The organism is Virgisporangium aurantiacum, assembly GCF_016863635.1.
In the GTDB taxonomy this organism is placed as follows: Bacteria; Actinomycetota; Actinomycetes; order Mycobacteriales; family Micromonosporaceae; genus Virgisporangium; species Virgisporangium aurantiacum.
The window spans coordinates 379,665-398,007 of the sequence record NZ_BOPG01000003.1 but is presented as its reverse complement, the minus strand read 5'-3'; the positions used below and the strand labels follow the sequence as shown (position 1 = coordinate 398,007).

15 protein-coding genes and 1 other RNA gene are annotated in these 18,343 nt (G+C 69.8%); 15 read left to right on the top strand and 1 reads right to left on the bottom strand.

Features of this window, described 5'->3' with window-relative positions:
- The first annotated feature begins 20 nt into the window (after positions 1 to 20).
- The 7 genes from ftsE (at position 21) to Vau01_RS02405 (ending at position 7,434) form a co-directional block, all read left to right on the top strand.
- Positions 21 to 701: a cell division ATP-binding protein FtsE gene (ftsE, locus tag Vau01_RS02435; RefSeq protein WP_203986540.1), complete on the top strand. Its 681-nt coding sequence runs from the start codon at positions 21 to 23 to the stop codon at positions 699 to 701.
- Positions 702 to 725: 24 nt separating this feature from the next.
- The gene (ftsX, locus tag Vau01_RS02430; RefSeq protein ID WP_203986537.1) at positions 726 to 1,607 is read left to right on the top strand and encodes a permease-like cell division protein FtsX; all 882 of its coding nucleotides are present in this window, start codon (positions 726 to 728) and stop codon (positions 1,605 to 1,607) included.
- Positions 1,608 to 1,663: 56 nt separating this feature from the next.
- Positions 1,664 to 2,914 (top strand): M23 family metallopeptidase, encoded by a 1,251-nt coding sequence (locus Vau01_RS02425; protein WP_203986534.1) that lies wholly within the window; start codon positions 1,664 to 1,666, stop codon positions 2,912 to 2,914.
- Positions 2,915 to 2,959: 45 nt separating this feature from the next.
- Positions 2,960 to 3,436, top strand: a complete 477-nt coding sequence (smpB, locus tag Vau01_RS02420; protein ID WP_203986530.1) for an SsrA-binding protein SmpB — start codon at positions 2,960 to 2,962, stop codon at positions 3,434 to 3,436.
- A 36-nt stretch (positions 3,437 to 3,472) separates the two neighbouring features.
- Entirely contained in the window at positions 3,473 to 4,855 is a 1,383-nt protein-coding gene (locus Vau01_RS02415) for an SRPBCC domain-containing protein (protein WP_203986528.1), read from the top strand.
- 43 nt (positions 4,856 to 4,898) lie between these two features.
- Positions 4,899 to 5,277: a transfer-messenger RNA gene (gene ssrA, locus Vau01_RS02410) on the top strand.
- Positions 5,278 to 5,763: 486 nt separating this feature from the next.
- Positions 5,764 to 7,434 (top strand): tetratricopeptide repeat-containing diguanylate cyclase, encoded by a 1,671-nt coding sequence (locus tag Vau01_RS02405; protein ID WP_203986526.1) that lies wholly within the window; start codon positions 5,764 to 5,766, stop codon positions 7,432 to 7,434.
- Here the strand turns inward: Vau01_RS02405 and Vau01_RS02400 are convergent.
- Positions 7,359 to 9,788 carry a GcvT family protein gene (locus tag Vau01_RS02400; protein ID WP_203986524.1) on the bottom strand — a complete coding sequence of 810 codons (2,430 nt, stop codon included), beginning with the start codon at positions 9,786 to 9,788 and terminating at the stop codon, positions 7,359 to 7,361. The two genes, Vau01_RS02405 and Vau01_RS02400, sit on opposite strands and share 76 nt — an antisense overlap.
- 142 nt (positions 9,789 to 9,930) lie before the next feature.
- Here Vau01_RS02400 and Vau01_RS02395 point away from each other — a divergent pair, with 142 nt between their 5' ends.
- The 8 genes from Vau01_RS02395 (at position 9,931) to map (ending at position 18,338) form a co-directional block, all read left to right on the top strand.
- Positions 9,931 to 10,881, top strand: a complete 951-nt coding sequence (locus tag Vau01_RS02395; protein WP_203986522.1) for a choline/ethanolamine kinase family protein — start codon at positions 9,931 to 9,933, stop codon at positions 10,879 to 10,881.
- Positions 10,882 to 10,897: 16 nt separating this feature from the next.
- On the top strand, positions 10,898 to 12,451 hold the full coding sequence (locus Vau01_RS02390) for an amino acid permease (protein ID WP_203986520.1): 1,554 nt from the start codon (positions 10,898 to 10,900) through the stop codon (positions 12,449 to 12,451).
- An 81-nt stretch (positions 12,452 to 12,532) separates the two neighbouring features.
- Positions 12,533 to 13,231 (top strand): FadR/GntR family transcriptional regulator, encoded by a 699-nt coding sequence (locus Vau01_RS02385; RefSeq protein WP_203986518.1) that lies wholly within the window; start codon positions 12,533 to 12,535, stop codon positions 13,229 to 13,231.
- Between the two features lie 37 nt (positions 13,232 to 13,268).
- Positions 13,269 to 14,630: a glutamine synthetase family protein gene (locus tag Vau01_RS02380; protein WP_203986516.1), complete on the top strand. Its 1,362-nt coding sequence runs from the start codon at positions 13,269 to 13,271 to the stop codon at positions 14,628 to 14,630.
- Complete coding sequence (locus Vau01_RS02375; protein WP_203986513.1) at positions 14,630 to 15,982, top strand: aldehyde dehydrogenase family protein; 1,353 nt, start codon at positions 14,630 to 14,632, stop codon at positions 15,980 to 15,982. Before Vau01_RS02380 ends, Vau01_RS02375 begins: the two co-directional genes overlap by 1 nt.
- A gap of 7 nt (positions 15,983 to 15,989) precedes the next feature.
- Positions 15,990 to 16,754 carry a 3-oxoacyl-ACP reductase gene (locus tag Vau01_RS02370; protein ID WP_203986510.1) on the top strand — a complete coding sequence of 255 codons (765 nt, stop codon included), beginning with the start codon at positions 15,990 to 15,992 and terminating at the stop codon, positions 16,752 to 16,754.
- Positions 16,751 to 17,449 (top strand): gamma-glutamyl-gamma-aminobutyrate hydrolase family protein, encoded by a 699-nt coding sequence (locus tag Vau01_RS02365; RefSeq protein ID WP_203986507.1) that lies wholly within the window; start codon positions 16,751 to 16,753, stop codon positions 17,447 to 17,449. Before Vau01_RS02370 ends, Vau01_RS02365 begins: the two co-directional genes overlap by 4 nt.
- A gap of 31 nt (positions 17,450 to 17,480) precedes the next feature.
- On the top strand, positions 17,481 to 18,338 hold the full coding sequence (gene map, locus Vau01_RS02360; protein WP_203986504.1) for a type I methionyl aminopeptidase: 858 nt from the start codon (positions 17,481 to 17,483) through the stop codon (positions 18,336 to 18,338).
- Positions 18,339 to 18,343: the final 5 nt, after the last annotated feature.

The following is an 18,343-nucleotide window of genomic DNA, read 5'->3' as shown; positions in this document are numbered from 1 at the left end:
TACGCGTAGACTGACGCCCCGTGATTCAGCTCGAACGCGTGACGAAGACCTACCCCAAAGCGTCCAGGCCGTCGCTGGATGACGTATCCGTATCCATCGACAAGGGCGAGTTCGTCTTCTTCATCGGCCCGTCCGGGTCCGGGAAGTCCACGATCATCAAGCTGCTCCTGCACGAAGTCACCCCCACAAAGGGCAAGGTCATCGTCAATACCCGTGACGTGACCGCCATGAGGTCGTGGCGCATCCCCGCCTTCCGGCGCTCGATCGGCTGCGTTTTCCAGGACTTCCGGCTGCTGCCCAACCGCACGGCGTACGAGAACGTCGCGTTCGCGCTGGAGGTGATCGGCAAGTCCACCGCCGTCGCCCGTCGCGTGGTGCCCGAGGTGCTCGAACTGGTCGGCCTCGGCGGCAAGGAGCACCGCTACCCCCAGGAGCTGTCGGGTGGTGAGCAGCAGCGGGTGGCCGTCGCCCGCGCGTTCGTCAACCGGCCACTGATTCTGCTCGCCGACGAGCCGACCGGTAACCTCGACCCGGACACCTCGATCGAGATCATGCGCCTCCTCGACCGCATCAACCGCACCGGCACCACGGTTGTGATGGTCACTCACGACTCCAACATCGTGAACCAGATGCGGCGCCGGGTCATCGAAATCGAGAACGGCCGGATCGTGCGCGACCAAGCGCGCGGCGTCTACGGCTGAGCCCCGGAGAGGATTTTTCTTTCAATGCGCGTCAAATACGTCCTGTCCGAGGTCTTCACCGGGCTCTGGCGCAACGTCACCATGACCATCGCCATGATCATCACGATGGCGGTGTCGCTCGGCATGCTCGGCGGCGGTCTGCTGCTGTTCTGGCAGGTCGACCGGATGGAGAAGTTCTTCTTCGCCCGGGTCGAGGTCTCGATCTTCCTCAAGGCCGACATCACCGACGACCAGCGCAACGCGCTCCAGGGCGAACTGGACCAAGACCCGCTCGTCGACAAGGTGGAGTACGAGAGCAAGAAGCAGGCCTACGAGAACTTCACCAAGTTGTACGCCGACTCGCCCGACCTGGTGGAGTCGGTCAAGCCCGACACGCTGCCGGAGTCGTTCCGGGTCAAGCTGAAGAACCCGGAGAAGTTCAAGGAGATCTCCGAGCGATATCAGGACAAGGCCGGGGTCGACGACATCGTCGACCAGAAGGAACTCCTGGGTCGGGTCTTCAGCATCCTCGGCTCGATCCAGTCCGGCGCGCTGATTCTCTCGATCTTCCAAGGGGTCGCGGCGCTCCTCCTGGTCGCCAACACCATCCAGGTGGCCGCCTACAGCAAACGGCGGGAGGTGGCCGTCATGAAACTCGTCGGCGCCTCCAACTGGTTCATCCAGGCACCGTTCGTGCTGGAGGCGGTGTTCGCCGGTCTGATCGGTGCGATCCTGGCGTTCGCGTTCCTGTTCGTGGGCTGGTGGGTGATGTTCTCCGGCGGGGGGAGGCTCGAATCGCTGGAGACCGTCCTGACCCCGGTGCGATGGCAGGACATCCTGCTCATGTTGCCCATCCTGTGCGGGATCAGTGCGATCGTCAGCGCGGTCACCGGATGGGTCACCCTCAGGTTCTACGTCCGCGTCTAGCTGGGAATTGGCCGCAAATCGCCCGCTTCCGGTAAAACCGCCTATATCGTCGAAGCGTGCTACGTGCGCTACTGATCGTCGTGGCCGGTGCCGTGCTCCTCGCGGCACCGGCCGCCGCGAATCCGGATGACGACAAGGCACGGGTCGACCGGGAGCTGTCCGCCGCGTCGGAGGACCTGACGACCGCCACGGCGAAGGCGCAGAAGGCGGCCACCGACTACGCCATCGCCGTCGGGTCGTTGCCGGCGGCGGAGACGGCGGCGGCGGAGGCGGCCGGCCAGGTGGTCGCGGCCGAGGCGGCGGCGCGGCGGGCGCAGCGCGAGGTCGAGGCCGCCCGGAGCGAACAGGCGAAAGCGGACGCCGTGCTGGCGGCCGCGGCGGCCGGCGTCGACGAGGCCCGGGGCGGGGTGGCCCAGTTCGTCAACGCGACCTACCGGGGCGGCGGCGTCGCCCTGCTCGACTCGCTGGTGACGGCCCACTCGCCGAACGAGTTCGCGGTGCGCATCGGCTACCTCGACAAGGTCGCGGAGAACCGGCACACCGCTGTCGAGGCGCTCGTGCGGGCCCGCGGCGTCGCCCGGGAGCAGCGCGGCGTGGCCGGCCTGGCCAGTCACCGGGCCCAAGAGGCGGCCGAGGCGGCCGAACGGGCGCTGGAGCGCAGCAAGGCCGCCGCGGCGGCCGCGGCGGCCGCCACCGAGCGGGTCAAGGGCCTGATCGCGCAGCGGGAGTCCGCCGTGGCGGCGGCGAACGAGGAGCGCGGCGCCGTGCTGGCCAAGTACAACCAACTGCAGGAGGAGAGCGCCCGGGTCGCGGCGGAACTGCGTGCGGTGGCCGCCCGGAAGCCCCCGTCGGCCGGGCCGTCGGGTGGTGGCGGCGCGCTCCCCGTCGTCACCTCAGGAGCTTTTCTCACGATGCCGGTGCACGGCCGCAAGACCAGTAACTTCGGCCGGCGCTTCCATCCGCTCTTCCATTACTGGCGGCTGCACACCGGGATGGACCTCGGTGCCGGCATGGGCGCCGCGATCGTGGCGGCCGCCGACGGCGAGGTGGTGCGCGCCGGCTACAGCGGCGGTTCCGGCAACTACACGTGCGTCTACCACGGGCGGTACCAGGGCGACGCGATCTCCACCTGCTACGCCCATCAGTCGCAGATCCTGGTGCACCCGGGCCAGCAGGTCCGCCGCGGCCAGTTGATCGGACGGGTCGGCAGCACCGGGACGTCGACTGGGCCCCACCTGCACTTCGAGGTGCGCCTCGACGGCAACCCGGTGGACCCGGCGAGATGGCTTCCGTCCTGCCTCTGCTGACGCGTTAGCATTGTCGACCGGGTATCGGAAGAGGGGTCGACGCACATGCCGCGCGAGAAGGGCCGCAAGGTCGTCGCCTCCAACCGCAAGGCCCGCCACGACTACACGATTCTCGATACCTACGAGGCCGGCATGGCGCTCACCGGTACCGAGGTCAAGTCGCTGCGGGCGGGCCGGGCCAACCTCGTCGACGCGTTCGCCGAGGTGCGCCACGGCGAGGTGTTCCTGCTCAACATGCACATCCCCGAGTACACCCAGGGCACCTGGACCAACCACGAGCCGCGTCGCGTCCGCAAGCTGCTGCTCAAGCGGGCCGAGATCGACAAGCTGGTGGGCAAGGTCAAGGAGGCCGGCAACACACTCGTGCCGCTGGCGGTGTACTTCAACGACGGGTGGGCCAAGGTCGAACTCGGGCTGGCCCGCGGCAAGCGCACCTACGACAAGCGGCAGGACCTCGCCAAGCGCGACGCCGACCGGGAGATCGCCCGGGTGGCCGGCCGGCGAGGCAAGGGTATGGGGTGACTCATGGTGATCATGATGCTGGCGTAAAGTCACTGAGTGACCGAAATTCGGCTCGACGTCGAGTTGGAGCACCCGCCGGAGCGCATCTGGCGGGCACTCGTCGAGCCGGACACCCTCGCCGACTGGTTCTTCCCCAATGAACTGAACGCCGTCGTGGGTCACCGGTTCCGCATAACCCCGGCCGGAGAGGCGGGGTTCGTCGAGCCGATCGACGCCGAGGTGCTCGAGGTCGACCCGCCGAAGCGGCTGGCGATGCGCTGGCTCGCCCCCGAACTCGACGCGCGGGTCACGTTCAGCCTGGTGCGGGTCGCCGGCGGCAGTCGGCTCACCCTGCGGCAGAGCGGCTTCTTCGGCATGCAGGGGCTGCTGCGCCGCCGGGTCCTGCACCGCGTCTACACCGAGATGCTGGGCCGGCGCCTGCCCGACGTGCTCGACCGGCTCGCCGCCGAGGAGGGCCGGCGCAGCCCGAGCGGCGCGGTCGGCTCGGCCCTGGCCCGCCGCCGGGCCCAACGCGCCCGCGCCAACGACGCCGCCGGCCGGCGCAACGTCGCCCGCCCGTTCCGCCGGCGGAACTCGCTGGGGCGCCGGTTGCGCGCCGTCGGGCGGGTGCACGTCACGCGGCCGTTGAGCCTGGAATCGACGCTGGCCATCGCGGTCGCGGCGCTGCCGGGCCGGCGCCGGGCAAACCGTTCCGGTGGACGCCGTAAGCCCCCGTCGGAGCGCTCGCGGGTCTTCCGGGCCAGGCTCTTCCGGACCCGCGAGCGGATCACCGATCTGCTCGCCTCCATCGGCACCACGGTGGCCCGGCCAGCTCCGCAGACCGAGGACGCGCGGGCCCGTTCGGTGGCCATCGGCGCGATCCTGATGCTCGTGCTGGCCGTGGTGCTGGCGATCGTCGCTGCCGCCACGATCATGATCCCGGCCAGCGATCCCCAGGTCGGCAGCCCGGAGGGCAGGTCGGGCTACGCCGAACTGCCCGGACGTCCCGCGCTGTCCGCGTCTGCCGGAGCAAGCCGCAGCGGATCGACGGCGCCCTCGCCCGGCAGCGCCTCCTCTCCACCGGGGGGCGCCGGCGGCCTCGCGCTGGCGGCGGCCTACAGCGAGGAGGGCCCGCGGATCGGCGGCTACCGTGGCAAGATCACGCTGACCAATCCCGGGCCGGTCACGGTCTCCGGGTGGACCGTGTTGATGACGCTGCGGGAGACGGTGTCGTTACCGTTGATCGGCTCCGTGGTACGCGACCCGATCGGCGCGACCCTGAAACAGGAGGGCGACAAGGTCACCTTCGCGCCCGTCGAGGCCACCCGCGCCGTGGCGCCGAGCGCGTCGGTAAGCTTCACCTTCGAGGTCGACGGCGTGGGCAAGCCCGCCACCTGCACCGTCGTCGACGGCCAGCGCTGCTCCGGGGTCGGGGAATAGCGGGTTGGACTGGTAACGTTGGGGATCTGGAGAGATCCACGCAGGGGGTGACTGGTTTCGACTTCGTACGTTGCGGCAGGGGAAGCGAGCCGAGGAAGCCGACGTTGTCTCGTGAATCATTCGTCGGAAAGTAATAAGCGCCAATGTTAAGCGCTCTGATCTCGCTCTTGCTGCCTAGTCAGCGAGGGTAATGAGATCTGTCGGCCTAGGAACGCCTTCGGCCTAGATCCCGGCATCAGCTAGAAGGCTGGCCAAGCGAACGCGGTCACGGCGTTCGGGCGGTGAGATTAAATGTGGCTGGGCCCGTCACTCCGACTTGCTCGCGTGAGCGGAGGGGCCGAGTAGAGGCACAGCGAGCTGCGCTCGGAGAAGCCCTGACAAGGCGGCGAAGGACCCGGGTTCGATTCCCGGCACCTCCACCAGATGGCGAGGGCCTGTGTTCGCGGAAAGCGCGAACCCAGGCCCTCTCGTTTTGTTGGTTCCGGGGGCCGAGCCCCCGGAAGCCCCGCGTGGGTGGGGCGAGCCGTGAGCAGGGATCGTTTGTCATATCTCGCCGCCCAGGTGGGGCGAGACGGCCCCGGTCACATATGCCCTGGCGGTAGCGCGGTGTCACGTTGACCCGGGCCGGCGTCGATCAGGCTGGCCGGCGACTGGCCGAGTCGCGTGCCTGGCACACGCCGGAGTGCGGATCTTGGCGCTGGACAGTTCCGACCAGGTGAGTGACGCGAGGATGACCTGCGAGCGGCCGGGGCTGAAGTGTTCCTCGGCCGCTGCGGGACGGAGGCCCCGTGGTGGTGCCGCTTACCGTGCGTCCCGCGGCCGGCTGTCGGCCGTTCGGATTGTTGTGACGTGTTTGGCTTCACTGCCGTCGGTGTCGAGCCGATTCCGGGCTCGTGACACTTGGCCATGTGACGGAGTTGAGGGTGCACGCCGACCCGCTCGAGTCGCTCCTTGAGCGGGCCGAGGAGGCGCGCCTGTGCGGCGACTACCGCACCGGAGCGGCCTTCGCACGCCAGGGTGTCGCCGTTGCCGGCACTCCGGCCGGCCGGGCGCGGGCCCTGCGCTCGCTTGCCAACCAGCAGCTCCGGCTCGGTGAGCTCGAGGACTCCGTGCGCGCCTGCCGGGACTCCATCAGCATCCTGGAAGAGCTCGGCGACGACGCCGGGATCTGCTGGGACCAGACGGCTCTGGCGTTCGCGTACTCGGAGCTCGGACTCTTCGAAGAGGCCCTCGACGAGCTGAACCGGGCCCGCGACCTGGCCCTGAAGTGCGGCGATCGGGGGCTGCTGTACTGGGTCCACAACCGGGCCGGCGTGGTGCACAGCACCATGGGCAACTACCACCAGGGCAACACCCTGCTGTTGCAGGCGTTGGAGCTGTCGACCGACATGGACGCCGAGGCACGCTTCTGCATCCTCAACAATCTGGCCGACAACGCGGTCGGGCTGCTGCGCGCGCAGGGCAGCACCGCGCAGAACAAAGCCGAGCCGATCCTGATGGCCGCGCTCGGACACGCCGAACAGGCACTGGAGCTGGCCCGGGCCGCGTCGCACCCGTTTCGCACCGCGATGAGCCTCGACAACCTTGCCATGGTGCTCGGCCTGGCCGGTCGTTTTCCGGAGGCGTTCGCCGCCGTCGAGCAGTCGCGGCAGCTGTCGGTCGAGCGGGGTTACCGGTCGTTGGAGCTGTCGGCGTTGTTGAACGTCGCGCGGGTGCACCGGCTGGCCGGCGACGCCGAGAAGGCGATCGACGGCCTGGTCGAGGTGTTGGCCCGGGTCGGCGCGGTCGGGGAGAAGCCCCTGATGATGACCGCGCACAAGGAGCTGTGTGACGCCTACGAGCAGAACGGCGACTTCCGCCGTGCCCTGGAGCACTACCGGAGCTACCACGAGATGGAACAGGAGGCGCGCAGCGACGTGGCGGCGGCCCGGGCGCGTCTGATGACGCATCACTTCGAGCTGGACCATGCCCGCCTCGAAGCGGACAACGCCCGGTTGGAGGCCGAGCTGCACCGCGTCCGCAGTCACGAGCTCGAACTGCGCACGGTGGAGCTCGACCGGTACGCGCACGAGGACTCCCTGACCGGCCTCGCCAACCGGCGCTGGGCCGACCTCACCGTGCCGCAGTTGCTGGCCGCGGCCGAGCAGGCGGACGCGCCGTTCACCATCGCGATCGCCGACATCGACCGGTTCAAGGGGGTCAACGACGACTTCGGGCACCTGATCGGCGACGAGGTGCTGCGTCACGTCGCCGCGGTGCTGCGCGCCGGCCTGGCGGAGCCGGCGTTCGTGGCCCGCCTCGGCGGTGAGGAGTTCGTCATCGTGCTGCCCGGTGCCGAACCGGACGCCGCGCTCGCCCGGTGCGACACCCTGCGGACCCTCGTGAGCGCGTACGACTGGGCCTCGGTGTGCGCGGGGCTGACGGTCACGATCAGCATGGGCGTCGCCGGCCGGGGGTCCGGCGACAACTACCGCGACCTGCTCGACGCGGCCGACACGGGCCTCTACGAGGCGAAGCGGACCGGACGCGATCGGGTGGTCCCCGCCGCACCGCGGACGCGGGTGTTGTCCGGGTCGTAGAGAGGCTCGTCGACGACCGTGGCCCGCTCCCATTCGCCGAAGACTCCCACCTCCACCTCGGCGCCCACCTCGACGTCCGCGGGCAGGTACGCGTACGCGATCGACGCTCCCACCCGGTAGCCGATGCCACCCGACGTCACCCGGCCGACCGGTTCGCCGTCCACCCGCACCGGTTCGGAACCCAGGCAGACGGTCAGGGGGTCGGACAGGGTCAGGCAGCGCAGGCGGCGGCTGGGCGGACCCGCGGCGAGGAGGGCATCGCGACCCAGGAAGTCGCCGTCGCGACGGACGGCGAACGACAGGCCGGCCTCGGTGGGGGTGGTTTCGGGGGTGATGTCGGAGCCCCAGACGCGGTAGCCCTTTTCCAGGCGCATCGAGTCGATGGCCCGGTAGCCGGCGGGCTTTGCCACCCCCGAGTCGAGGAGCAGGTCCCACAGGGTGAGGGTGTACTCGGCGCCGGCGTAGAGCTCCCAGCCGAATTCTCCGACGAACGTCACGCGCTGAGCCAGCACCGGAACGGCGCCCACCAGGAACGACCGGGCCGTCATGAAGCCGAAGTCGAGGGGGTCGTCGGTCAGCGGGGCCAGCACGTCCCGGGCCTGCGGGCCCCACAGGCACAGGCATCCGTAGGCACCCGTCACGTCCACAATGGACACGTCGAAGCCGTCGGAACGGGAGCGCAGCCACTGTGCGTCGCGTACGCCGCTGGCCGTGCTGGTCACCAGGCGGTAGTGGTCGGACGCAAGGCGGGTCGCCGTCAGGTCGGCCTCGATTCCCGCCCGCTCGTTCAGCAACTGGGTGTACGTCACGGTGCCCGGAGCGCGGTCGACGCGGCCGGCGCAGACCCAGGAGAGGAAGCGCGCCGCGTCCGGGCCGCGTACGTCGAGTTTCGCGAACGACGACTGGTCGAACAGGCCGGCCGCCTCGGTGGTGGCCCGGCACTCGGCGGCGATGGACGGCGACCAGTTGTGCCCGGCCCAGCCGCGTGGCCGGGGAGCGGCAAAGGAAGAACCCCAGCCGAACCAGTTGACGCGTTCCCAGCCGGCCTTCTCGCCGAGTGACGCGTCCAATGTGGACAGTCTCGGCCACACGGGTGAGCGGCGCAGCGGACGGGCGGCCGTCCACTCCTGGTACGGGTACACGATGTCGTAGTAGCGGGAGTAGGCGTCGAGCGCCCTCTCGGTGGCCCACGACCGCGAAGCGGCATGAGCGCCGAACCGGCGGACGTCCATTGTGGACATGTCCCACTCCGGGAGCCCGTCGACGATCCACTCGGCGATCACCTTGCCCACGCCGCCGGCTGCGGCCAGGCCGTGTACGCAGAAGCCCGCCGCCACCCAGAAACCCCGCACGGCCGTCTCGCCGAGCAGGAACTCGCCGTCGGGGGTGAACGCCTCCGGCCCGTGCACGACCTTGGCGATGGAAGCCGACCGGAGGGAGGGAACCCGGCGCCGCGCGTTGGTCCAGGATTCCGCGAATCGAGAGAGATCAGGCTCGAAGAGCTGCCGGGGGCTGGAAAGAGACGAAGCGTCCCAACAGGTTTCGGTGTCGCGGATGTAGCCGCCGACGAGCAGCCCGTCGCCGTCCGGGCGGAAGTACACGATGTGGTCGGGGTCGCGCACCGTCGGCAGGTCGGCGAAAGGACCCCCGGACGACACCACGTACTGGTGCTTGATCGGCACCACCGGGATCGCGACCCCGGCGAGCCGCCCGACGGTACCCGCGGCGGCGCCGGCGGCGTTCACGATGACATCGGTTTCGATGCGTCCGTGCGTGGTCACGGCCGCGCGCACCGCACCGTCCACCGTTTCGACGGCTTCCAAGCGGACGGCCGTGAGCAGCGTCGCCCCGAGCCCGCGCGCACCGGCGGCGAGCGCCTCGGCGAGGCGAGCCGGTTCGAGGAAGCCGTCGCCGGGCAGCCAGCCGGCCGCCAGCACGTCGTCGACGTCGAGCGCCGGTGCCATGGCGGCCGTCTCGGCCCGGTCGAGCAGGTGCAGGTCGAGCCCGTACGTGGTCGCGGAGCTGACCTGCCGGCGCAGCTCGTCCACCCGATCCGGCGTGGTGGCCAGCCGCAGGCCGCCGACGCCACGCCAGCCCGGATCGAGGCCGGTGCGCTCCCGGAGCTCGGCGTAGAGCGCCGACGAGTACATGATCATCTTGGTCTGGGTGATCGTGGACCGGAGTTGGCCCACGAAGCCGGCCGAGTGCCACGTCGTGCCCTCGGTGAGCCCGTGCTGCTCGATGAGCACGATGTCGGTCCAGCCGAGCCGGGCGAGGTGGTAGGCGATGCTGCAGCCCGCGACGCCACCGCCGACGACGACCGCGCGGGCCCGATCGGGAACAGTGATCTCCACGGGGGGTTCATAGCACCGCCGGACGTCGAGATAAAGGTCTGCCCGCATTCCAATATTTCCGTGAGTGGGTATTGACGGCTGGCGTCGGCCCGGCCCAAACTGCGCTGATCAACCCCGTCAAGTAAGGCGGAGGGCTCGCGGGATGAGCGGTGTGCCGGCGGTCGACGCCCTGTTGGGACGGGTTGCGTCCGTGGCCGGGCGCGAGGTGACGTATGAGCCGCTCGCCGGCGGGCTGAGTCACCACATCTACCTCGTCACCGCCGACGCCGACCGGTACGTGCTCCGGGTCCTGGAGCCCGCCGTCTCCGCCGCCGGGCTCGGGGTGCCGCCCGCGGCGGAGGTGGAGAACACGCTCGCCGCGGCGCGAACCGGCATCGGCGCCCGGGTGGTCGAGGTGCTGCCCGACGTCCCCGCGCTTCTGCTCGAATTCCTGCCCGGCCGCACCCTCGGTGCGGCCGACGTGCGTGACCCGGACCGGGCCGAACCGATCGCGACCGCCTGCCGCGCGTTGCACTCCGGCGAGCGGTTCGGCAACGACTTCGACATCTTCGCCAAACGCGACGAACTGCTGGACCTGTGCGCGCGGCACGACCTGCCGGTGCCCGCCGGTTACCACGACCACGACGACGCGGTCGGCCGGTTGCGGGCGACGTTGGCGGCGGCTCCGCTGCCGACCGTGCCGTGCCACAACGACCTGTTACCCGAGAACTTCATCCAGGCGCCCGACGGCCGCGTCAGGATCATCGATTATCAATTGTCCGGCAACAACGACCCGGCTTTCGAGCTGGGTGACATAGCGGCGGAGGCCGATCTCGACCCCGATCAGGCGGGTCGGCTGGCAGCGGCTTATTTCGGGCCGGAGCACAACGCAGCGCTCCTGGCCCGCGTTCGGCTGAACCTCATCGCGTCCAACGTGACGTGGACGCTGTGGTTCGCCGTCCACTGTGGATTGATCACCAAGGGGGACAGTGGATTCGACTATGCCGGGGAAGCGGCCGACAAGTGGGGGCAGGCCGTGCGCGACCTGACCGCCACCGACTTCGGCCGGTTGCTCGACACCGCAGCGGGTCGACGGCCCGCGCATCGCCCCTGAACCGAAAAGAGGTGCCATGGCAACGGCATCGCAGCGGGTACACGATCCTGGCGACGACGAAAGGCTGCTCGCCGAACTCGGATACAAGCAGGAGCTCAGGCGGAAATGGAGCGCGTTCTCCAACTTCGCCATCTCCTTCAGCATCATCTCGATCCTGGCCGGCTGTTTCACGACGTTCGGCCAGGCCTGGAACAACGGCGGACCGGTCGCGATCTCCTGGGGCTGGCCCCTCATCTCCATCTTCATCCTGCTCATCGGCTTCGCGATGTCGGAGTTGGTGTCGGCGTACCCGACAGCCGGTGGCATCTACTGGTGGGCGTCGAAGATGGGCGGCCCGCTGTCCGGATACGTCACCGGCTGGCTGAACCTGATCGGTCTGATCGCCGTGACCGCGTCGGTCGACTACGGCTGCGCGACGTTCCTCAACATCGTGCTGGTGAACATGGTCGACGGCTGGGAAGGCACGCTGACCCAGGTGTTCCTGCTGTTCGTGGTCATCCTGGCGCTGCACGCGCTCATCAACGTGTTCGGCCAGTCGATCATCAACCACCTGCAGAACGTCTCGGTGTGGTGGCACGTGTTCGGCGCGGCCGTCATCGTCGGCATCCTGATCTTCGTGCCCGACACGCACCAGGGCGCCGGATGGGTGTTCGGCGAGCGGCTGAACAACTCCGGGTTCGCCGACGGCTCCGACAGCGGCGGCATGTACTGGCTCTACATCCTGCCGCTGGGCTTCCTGCTGACGCAGTACACGATCACCGGGTTCGACGCGTGCGCGCACGTCTCGGAAGAGACCAAGGGCGCGTCCCGGGCGGCGGCGAACGGGTTGTGGCAGTCGATCGCGTACTCGGCGATCGGCGGCTGGATCCTGTTGCTGGCGTTCCTGTTCGCCGTCCAGGACCCGGCGGCCGTCACCGAGGGCGGCGGCGCGGTGTCCGTGCTACTCGACGGCGCGTTGTCGTCGGGCTTCTTCAAGGCCGTCATCATCATCTCCACGATCGGCCAGTTCTTCTGCGGGATGAGTTGCGTGACGAGCATGTCGCGCATGACGTACGCGTTCGCCCGCGACCGCGGCCTGCCGGCCTGGCGCACACTGTCCAAGGTGGACCGTAACGGCACGCCCGTCGCCGGCATCATCTTCGGCACGGTCGCCGGCCTGATCCTCACCCTGCCGGCCCTCTACGAGGCGCCCAACGGCGTTCCGGTCGCGTTCTACGCGGTGGTCTCGGTGGCGGTGATCGGGCTGTACGTGGCGTTCCTCATCCCGATCGTGCTCCGGTTGCGGATGGGCGACCGGTTCGTGCCGGGCCCGTGGACGCTCGGCCGCAAGTACAAGGTGATCGGCTGGATCGCGGCGGTCGAGATCGTCATCATCTCGATCTACTTCATCCTGCCGATCAGCCCGGCCGGCGTTCCCGGCAACGACGGCTTCGACTGGAAGGCGGTCAACTACGCCCCGCTGGTGCTGCTGCTCGCGGGTGTGGTCATCGTCGTCATGTGGTTCGTCGACGGGCGGAAGCACTTCACCGGCATGCGCCGTACGATCGACGACCCGGTGCTGAACAAGTAGACAAGTGTCGGCCGCCGGCGTTCAGCGCCGGCGGCCGCCTATGAGAGGCAGACGGTGGCGGCCGATCTGACGGAAGTGCCAGTGTGGCGACCGGTCCGGGGCGGCAACGCCTTCGAGATCACGGTCGCGCGGCTGGCCCAGGCCATCCGGCTCGGCCTGGTCGCGGTCGGCGAGCGGTTGCCACCCGAGCGGGAACTGGCGGAGCAGTTGCGGGTGTCCCGGGTGACGCTGCGGGAGGCGATCGCGGCGCTCCGGGAGGCGGGGTACCTGGAGTCGCGCCGGGGCCGGGCGGGCGGCACGTTCGTCGTCCACTCGGGACCGAACTCCGGGCCGGCGCTCGACGCCGGCACGCTCGCCCGCGAGATGGGCGACCAGTTGCACGACGCGCTCGACTTCCGTCGGGTGCTGGAACCGGGCGCCGCCGCGCTGGCCGCCGGCCGGCCGCTGTCGGCCGCGCAGCGGTCGCGGCTGGTGGCCTGCCTCACCGCGTCGCGCGACCGCGACCCCACCACCCGGCGGGTCAACGACTCCCGGTTGCACCTCGCGATCGCGGCGGCCAGCGGCAGCGAGTCGGTGGCCGCGGCGGTCGCCGACGTGCAACTGCGGCTCGACCAGTTGCTCGCCGCGATCCCGGTGATCCGCCGCAATCTCGACCACTCCGACGCCCAGCACACGATGATCGTCGACGCGATCCTGGCCGGCGATCCCGAGGTCGCCCGGGTGGGTATGGAGGAGCACTGCGACGGCACGGCGGAACTGCTGCGCGGTCTGCTGGGATGAAAAAGGGCTATTGTTAGACCATTACGGCGGAGGTCAGATGTTGACGCTCGAGGAGCTGGCGACGCAGGTCGACCGCGGGGATATCGACACCGTGGTCGTGGCGATCACCGACATGCAGGGGCGCCTGCAGGGCAAGCGGTTCCACGCCCGGCACTTCATGGACGAGGTGGTGGCCAACGGCACCGAGGGTTGCAACTACCTGCTCGCCGTCGACGTGGAGATGAACACCGTCGAGGGCTACGAAATGTCGAGCTGGTCGCGCGGCTACGGCGACTTCGCGATGACGCCCGACTTCTCGACGCTGCGCCCGATGCCGTGGCACCCCGGCACCGCGCTCGTGATCGCCGACCTGAACTGGCTCGACCACGACCACACCCCGGTGCCCGCGTCGCCGCGGCAGATCCTGCAGAAGCAGCTGGCCCGCCTCGCCGACGCCGGCTACCGCGCCTACGCCGGCACGGAACTGGAGTTCGTGCTCTACAAGAACTCCTACGAGGACGCGTACGCCCGCGGCTACCGCGACCTCACGCCCGGCAACATCTTCAACGCCGACTACTCGCTGCTGCAGACCGCCCGCGTCGAACCGTTCCTCCGCCGGCTGCGCAACGACATGTTCGGCGCCGGGCTCACCCCGGAGAGCGCCAAGGGCGAGTGCAACCTCGGCCAGCACGAGGTGGCGTTCAAGTACGACGAGGCGCAGGCCGCCTGCGACAACCACGTCATCTACAAGAACGGCGCGAAGGAGATCGCCGCGCAGGAGGGCATGTCGGTCACGTTCATGGCCAAGCCGAACGCGCGCGAGGGCAACTCGTGCCACATCCACTTCTCGCTGCGCGGCGTTCGCGACGGCAAGCCGGTGGCGTACGGCGACGGGCCCGGTCATACGTCACCGGTGATGGGTGCCGCGATGGCCGGAATGCTCGCCACGATGCGCGAGTTCACGTTGCTGTTCGCGCCGAACATCAACTCCTACAAGCGGTACGTGGCCGGCTCGTTCGCGCCGACGGCCGTGCGCTGGGGGACCGACAACCGCACCTGCTCGCTGCGCCTCGTCGGCCACGGCCCCGCCTCGATGCGGGTGGAGAACCGGGTTCCCGGCGCCGACGTCAACCCGTACCTCGCCGTCGCCGGCCTCGTCGCCGGTGCCCTGCACGGCATCGAGAACGACCTGGCGCTCGAGGACGAGTACGTCGGCAACGCCTACGTCGACGAGACGGCGCCGCACGTGCCGGCCACGCTGCGCGACGCCCTGGCCCTGTGGGAGGGCAGCGAGATCGCGCGGAACGCGTTCGGGGAGGACGTGGTCGCCCACTACGCCAACAACGCGAAGGTGGAACTCACCGCGTTCGACGCGGCGGTCACCGACTGGGAACTGGTACGAGGCTTCGAGAGGCTGTAATGACAGAGGTTCTGAGCCCGGTCACCGAAGAGGTGGTCGCGTCCGTTCCGGCCGCGTCCATGGAGGAGACCGACGCCGCCATCGCCCGGGCGCACGAGGCGTTCCCGGCGTGGAAGGCCATGTCGCCGGGTGACCGGGGCCGGTTGCTGCGGCGGTTCGCGTCCATCGTGGACGATCACATCGAGGAGCTGGCGCGGCTGGAGGTGCGCAACTCCGGGCACACCATCGGCAACGCCCGGTGGGAGGCCGGCAACGTGCGCGACGTCCTCGCGTACTACTCGGCCGCGCCGGAACGCCTGCTGGGCCACCAGATTCCGGTGCCGGGCGGGATGAACGTCACGTTCCACGAACCGCTCGGCGTGGTGGGCGTCATCGTGCCGTGGAACTTCCCGATGCCGATCGCCGGCTGGGGCTTCGCGCCCGCACTCGCGGCCGGCAACACGGTCGTGCTCAAGCCGGCGGAGGTCACGCCGCTCACCGCGATGCGGCTCGCCGAACTGGCGCTGGCGGCCGGCATCCCGGAGGGTGTGTTCACCGTGCTGCCCGGCAAGGGCTCGGTCGTGGGGGAGCGGTTCGTCACGCATCCCCTGGTGCGCAAGGTGTGCTTCACCGGGTCCACCGAGGTGGGCAAGCGCATCATGGCCGGCTGTGCCGACCAGGTGAAGCGGCTCACGCTCGAACTCGGCGGCAAGAGCGCCAACATCGTGTTCGCCGACGCCGACCTCGAAAAGGCCGCGGCCGCCGCGCCGTCGGCGGCGTTCGACAACGCCGGGCAGGACTGCTGCGCCCGATCGCGGATCCTCGTGCAGCGCCCGGTGTTCGACCGCTTCCTCGAACTGCTCGAAACCTCGGTGACGGCGTTCCGCTGCACCGATCCCGCCGACTCCGACGCTGAGATGGGCCCGCTCATCTCGGCCGCGCAACGGGAGTCCGTCGCGTCCTATGTGGACGGTGCGGACGTCGCGTTCCGCGGTAGCGCGCCGTCCGGAAAGGGCTTCTGGTTCCCGCCCACCGTGCTGCTCGCCCACGACGAGAACGACCGGCACTGGCGCGAGGAGATCTTCGGCCCGGTCGTGTCGGTGCTGCCGTTCGACGACGAGGCGGCGGCGGTCGAACTGGCCAACGACACCGAGTACGGTCTCAGCGGCTCGATCTGGACCAGCGACCTCGGCCGGGCGATCCGCGTTTCCCGGGGGGTGGAGACCGGCAACCTGAGCGTCAACTCGAACTCCAGCGTGCGGTACTGGACGCCGTTCGGCGGCGTCAAGCAGAGCGGCCTCGGCCGCGAGCTCGGCCCGGACGCGGTGGCGGCCTTCACCGAGGTCAAGAACATCTTCTTCAGCAGCGAGTAGGAGAACCATGAACCGGTTGGAAGGACGCGTCGCCGTGATCACCGGCGCCGGCAGCGGCATCGGGCTGGCGACGGCGCGGCGGTTCGCGGCGGAGGGCGCCGTCGTGGTCGCCGCCGACCTGAACCCCGCGGCCGCGAAGGCCGCCGCGGAGGAGGTGGGCGGCGAAGCGGTCACGGTCGACGTGGCCGACGAGGAGCAGGTGCGCGAGCTGTTCGACGGCGTGGCCGAGCGGCACGGCCGGGTCGACATCGCGTTCAACAACGCGGGCATCTCGCCGCCGGAGGACGACTCGATCCTCGACACCGACATCAACGCGTGGGAGCGCGTCATGTCGGTGAACGCGACGAGCGTCTACTACTGCTGCAAGTACGTGCTGCCGCACATGCGCCGGCAGGGCAAGGGCTCGATCATCAACACCGCGAGCTTCGTGGCGCTGCTCGGCGCGGCGACGTCGCAGATCGCCTACACCGCCAGCAAGGGCGCCGTGCTGTCGATGACCCGGGAACTCGGCGTGCAGTTCGCGCGGGAGGGCATCCGGGTCAACGCGTTGTGCCCCGGGCCGATCGCCACGCCGATGCTGATGGAGCTGTTCGCCAAGGACCCGGAGCGCGCGGCGCGGCGGCTGGTGCACGTCCCGATGGGCCGGTTCGGCGACCCGGCCGAGATCGCCGCGGCGGTGGCGTTCCTCGCCAGCGACGACTCCAGCTTCATGACCGCCAACACGTTCGTGGTCGACGGTGGCATCACCGGCGCCTACGTCACACCGCTGTGACGCGGCCGCTGATCGGGATCACCGCGTACGTCGAACCCGCGGCGTGGGGCGTGTGGGAAATGCGCGCGGTGCTCGTCCCGGAGTCCTATGTGCTCATGGTGACCGAAGCCGGCGGCCGCGCCGTGGTGCTGCCCCCCGACTCCATCGGCGGCGCAGCTGGCGCTGCCGACCTTGTGCGCCGGCTCGACGGGCTGGTGCTCGCCGGCGGGGCCGACATCGAGCCGGCGCGGTACGGCGCCGAGCCGCACGAACTCACCGTGACCCGGCCCGACCGCGACGCGGGCGAGGTGGCCGTGCTCGGCGCCGCGCTCGACGTGGACCTGCCGGTGCTCGGGGTGTGCCGCGGCATGGAACTGCTCGCGGTGGCCTACGACGGGCAGTTGCACCAGCACCTCCCCGACGTGCTCGGTGGAGCGAACAAACATGCCCCGGCGCCCGGCGTGTACGGCAGCCACCGGGCGACGTTCGCGCCGGGCAGCATCGCCGCCGCCGTGTTCGGCCCGGCGGCCGAGGTCAACTCGTACCACCACCAGGCGGTCAGCGACCCCGGCAAGCTGACCGTCACCGGCTGGGCCGACGACGGCGTGATCGAGGCGGTGGAGGACCCGGGCCGCCGGTTCGTGTTCGGCGTGCAGTGGCATCCGGAGATGGCCGGCGACCCCCGTCCGTTCCGTGCCCTGGTGGAGGCCGCCTGACCGGTACCGGCCACCGGCTAGGCTCGTCCTCATGCAGACCCGCGCCCCACTCCGGCCCGGCACGCTGTCCCCGTGGCGGGAGGTGCCGGCGAACATCGTCCGTCCGGAGTATGTCGGCAGGCCGGGGCCCAAGAGGCACCGCGGCTCCGACGTGCAGACGCCGGAGATCATCGAGAAGATGCGCATCGCCAGCCGGCTGGCCGCGCAGGCCACCCAGCTCGCCGGCGAGCACTGCCAGCCCGGCGTCACCACCGACGAGGTCGACGCGGTCGTCCACGAGTTCCTGTGCGATCACGGCGCCTACCCGTCGACGCTCGGGTACAAGGGCTTCCCGAAGTCGTGCTGCACGTCGCTCAACGAGATCATCTGCCACGGCATCCCCGACACGACGGTGATCGAGGACGGCGACATCATCAACGTCGACGTCACCGCGTTCATCCACGGCGTGCACGGCGACACCGACGCCACGTTCTGCGTCGGCAACGTCACCGAGGAGAACCGGCTGCTCGTCGAGCGGACCCACGAGGCGATGATGCGTGGCATCCGCGCCGTCGCGCCCGGGCGGCCGCTGAACGCCGTCGGCCGGGTGATCGAGGCGTACGCCCGCCGCTTCGGCTACGGCGTGGTGCGCGACTTCACCGGTCACGGCATCGGTGAGACGTTCCACTCCGGCCTCTACGTGCCGCACTACGACAAGCCCGACCTCACCACGATCATGGAACCGGGCATGACGTTCACGATCGAGCCGATGATCACGATCGGCACCCACCGGTACGAGATGTGGAAGGACGGCTGGACCGTCGTCACGAAGGACCGGAAGTGGACGGCCCAGTTCGAGCACACGGTCCTCGTCACCGACGACGGCGTGGAGATCCTGACCCTGCCGTAACCGGA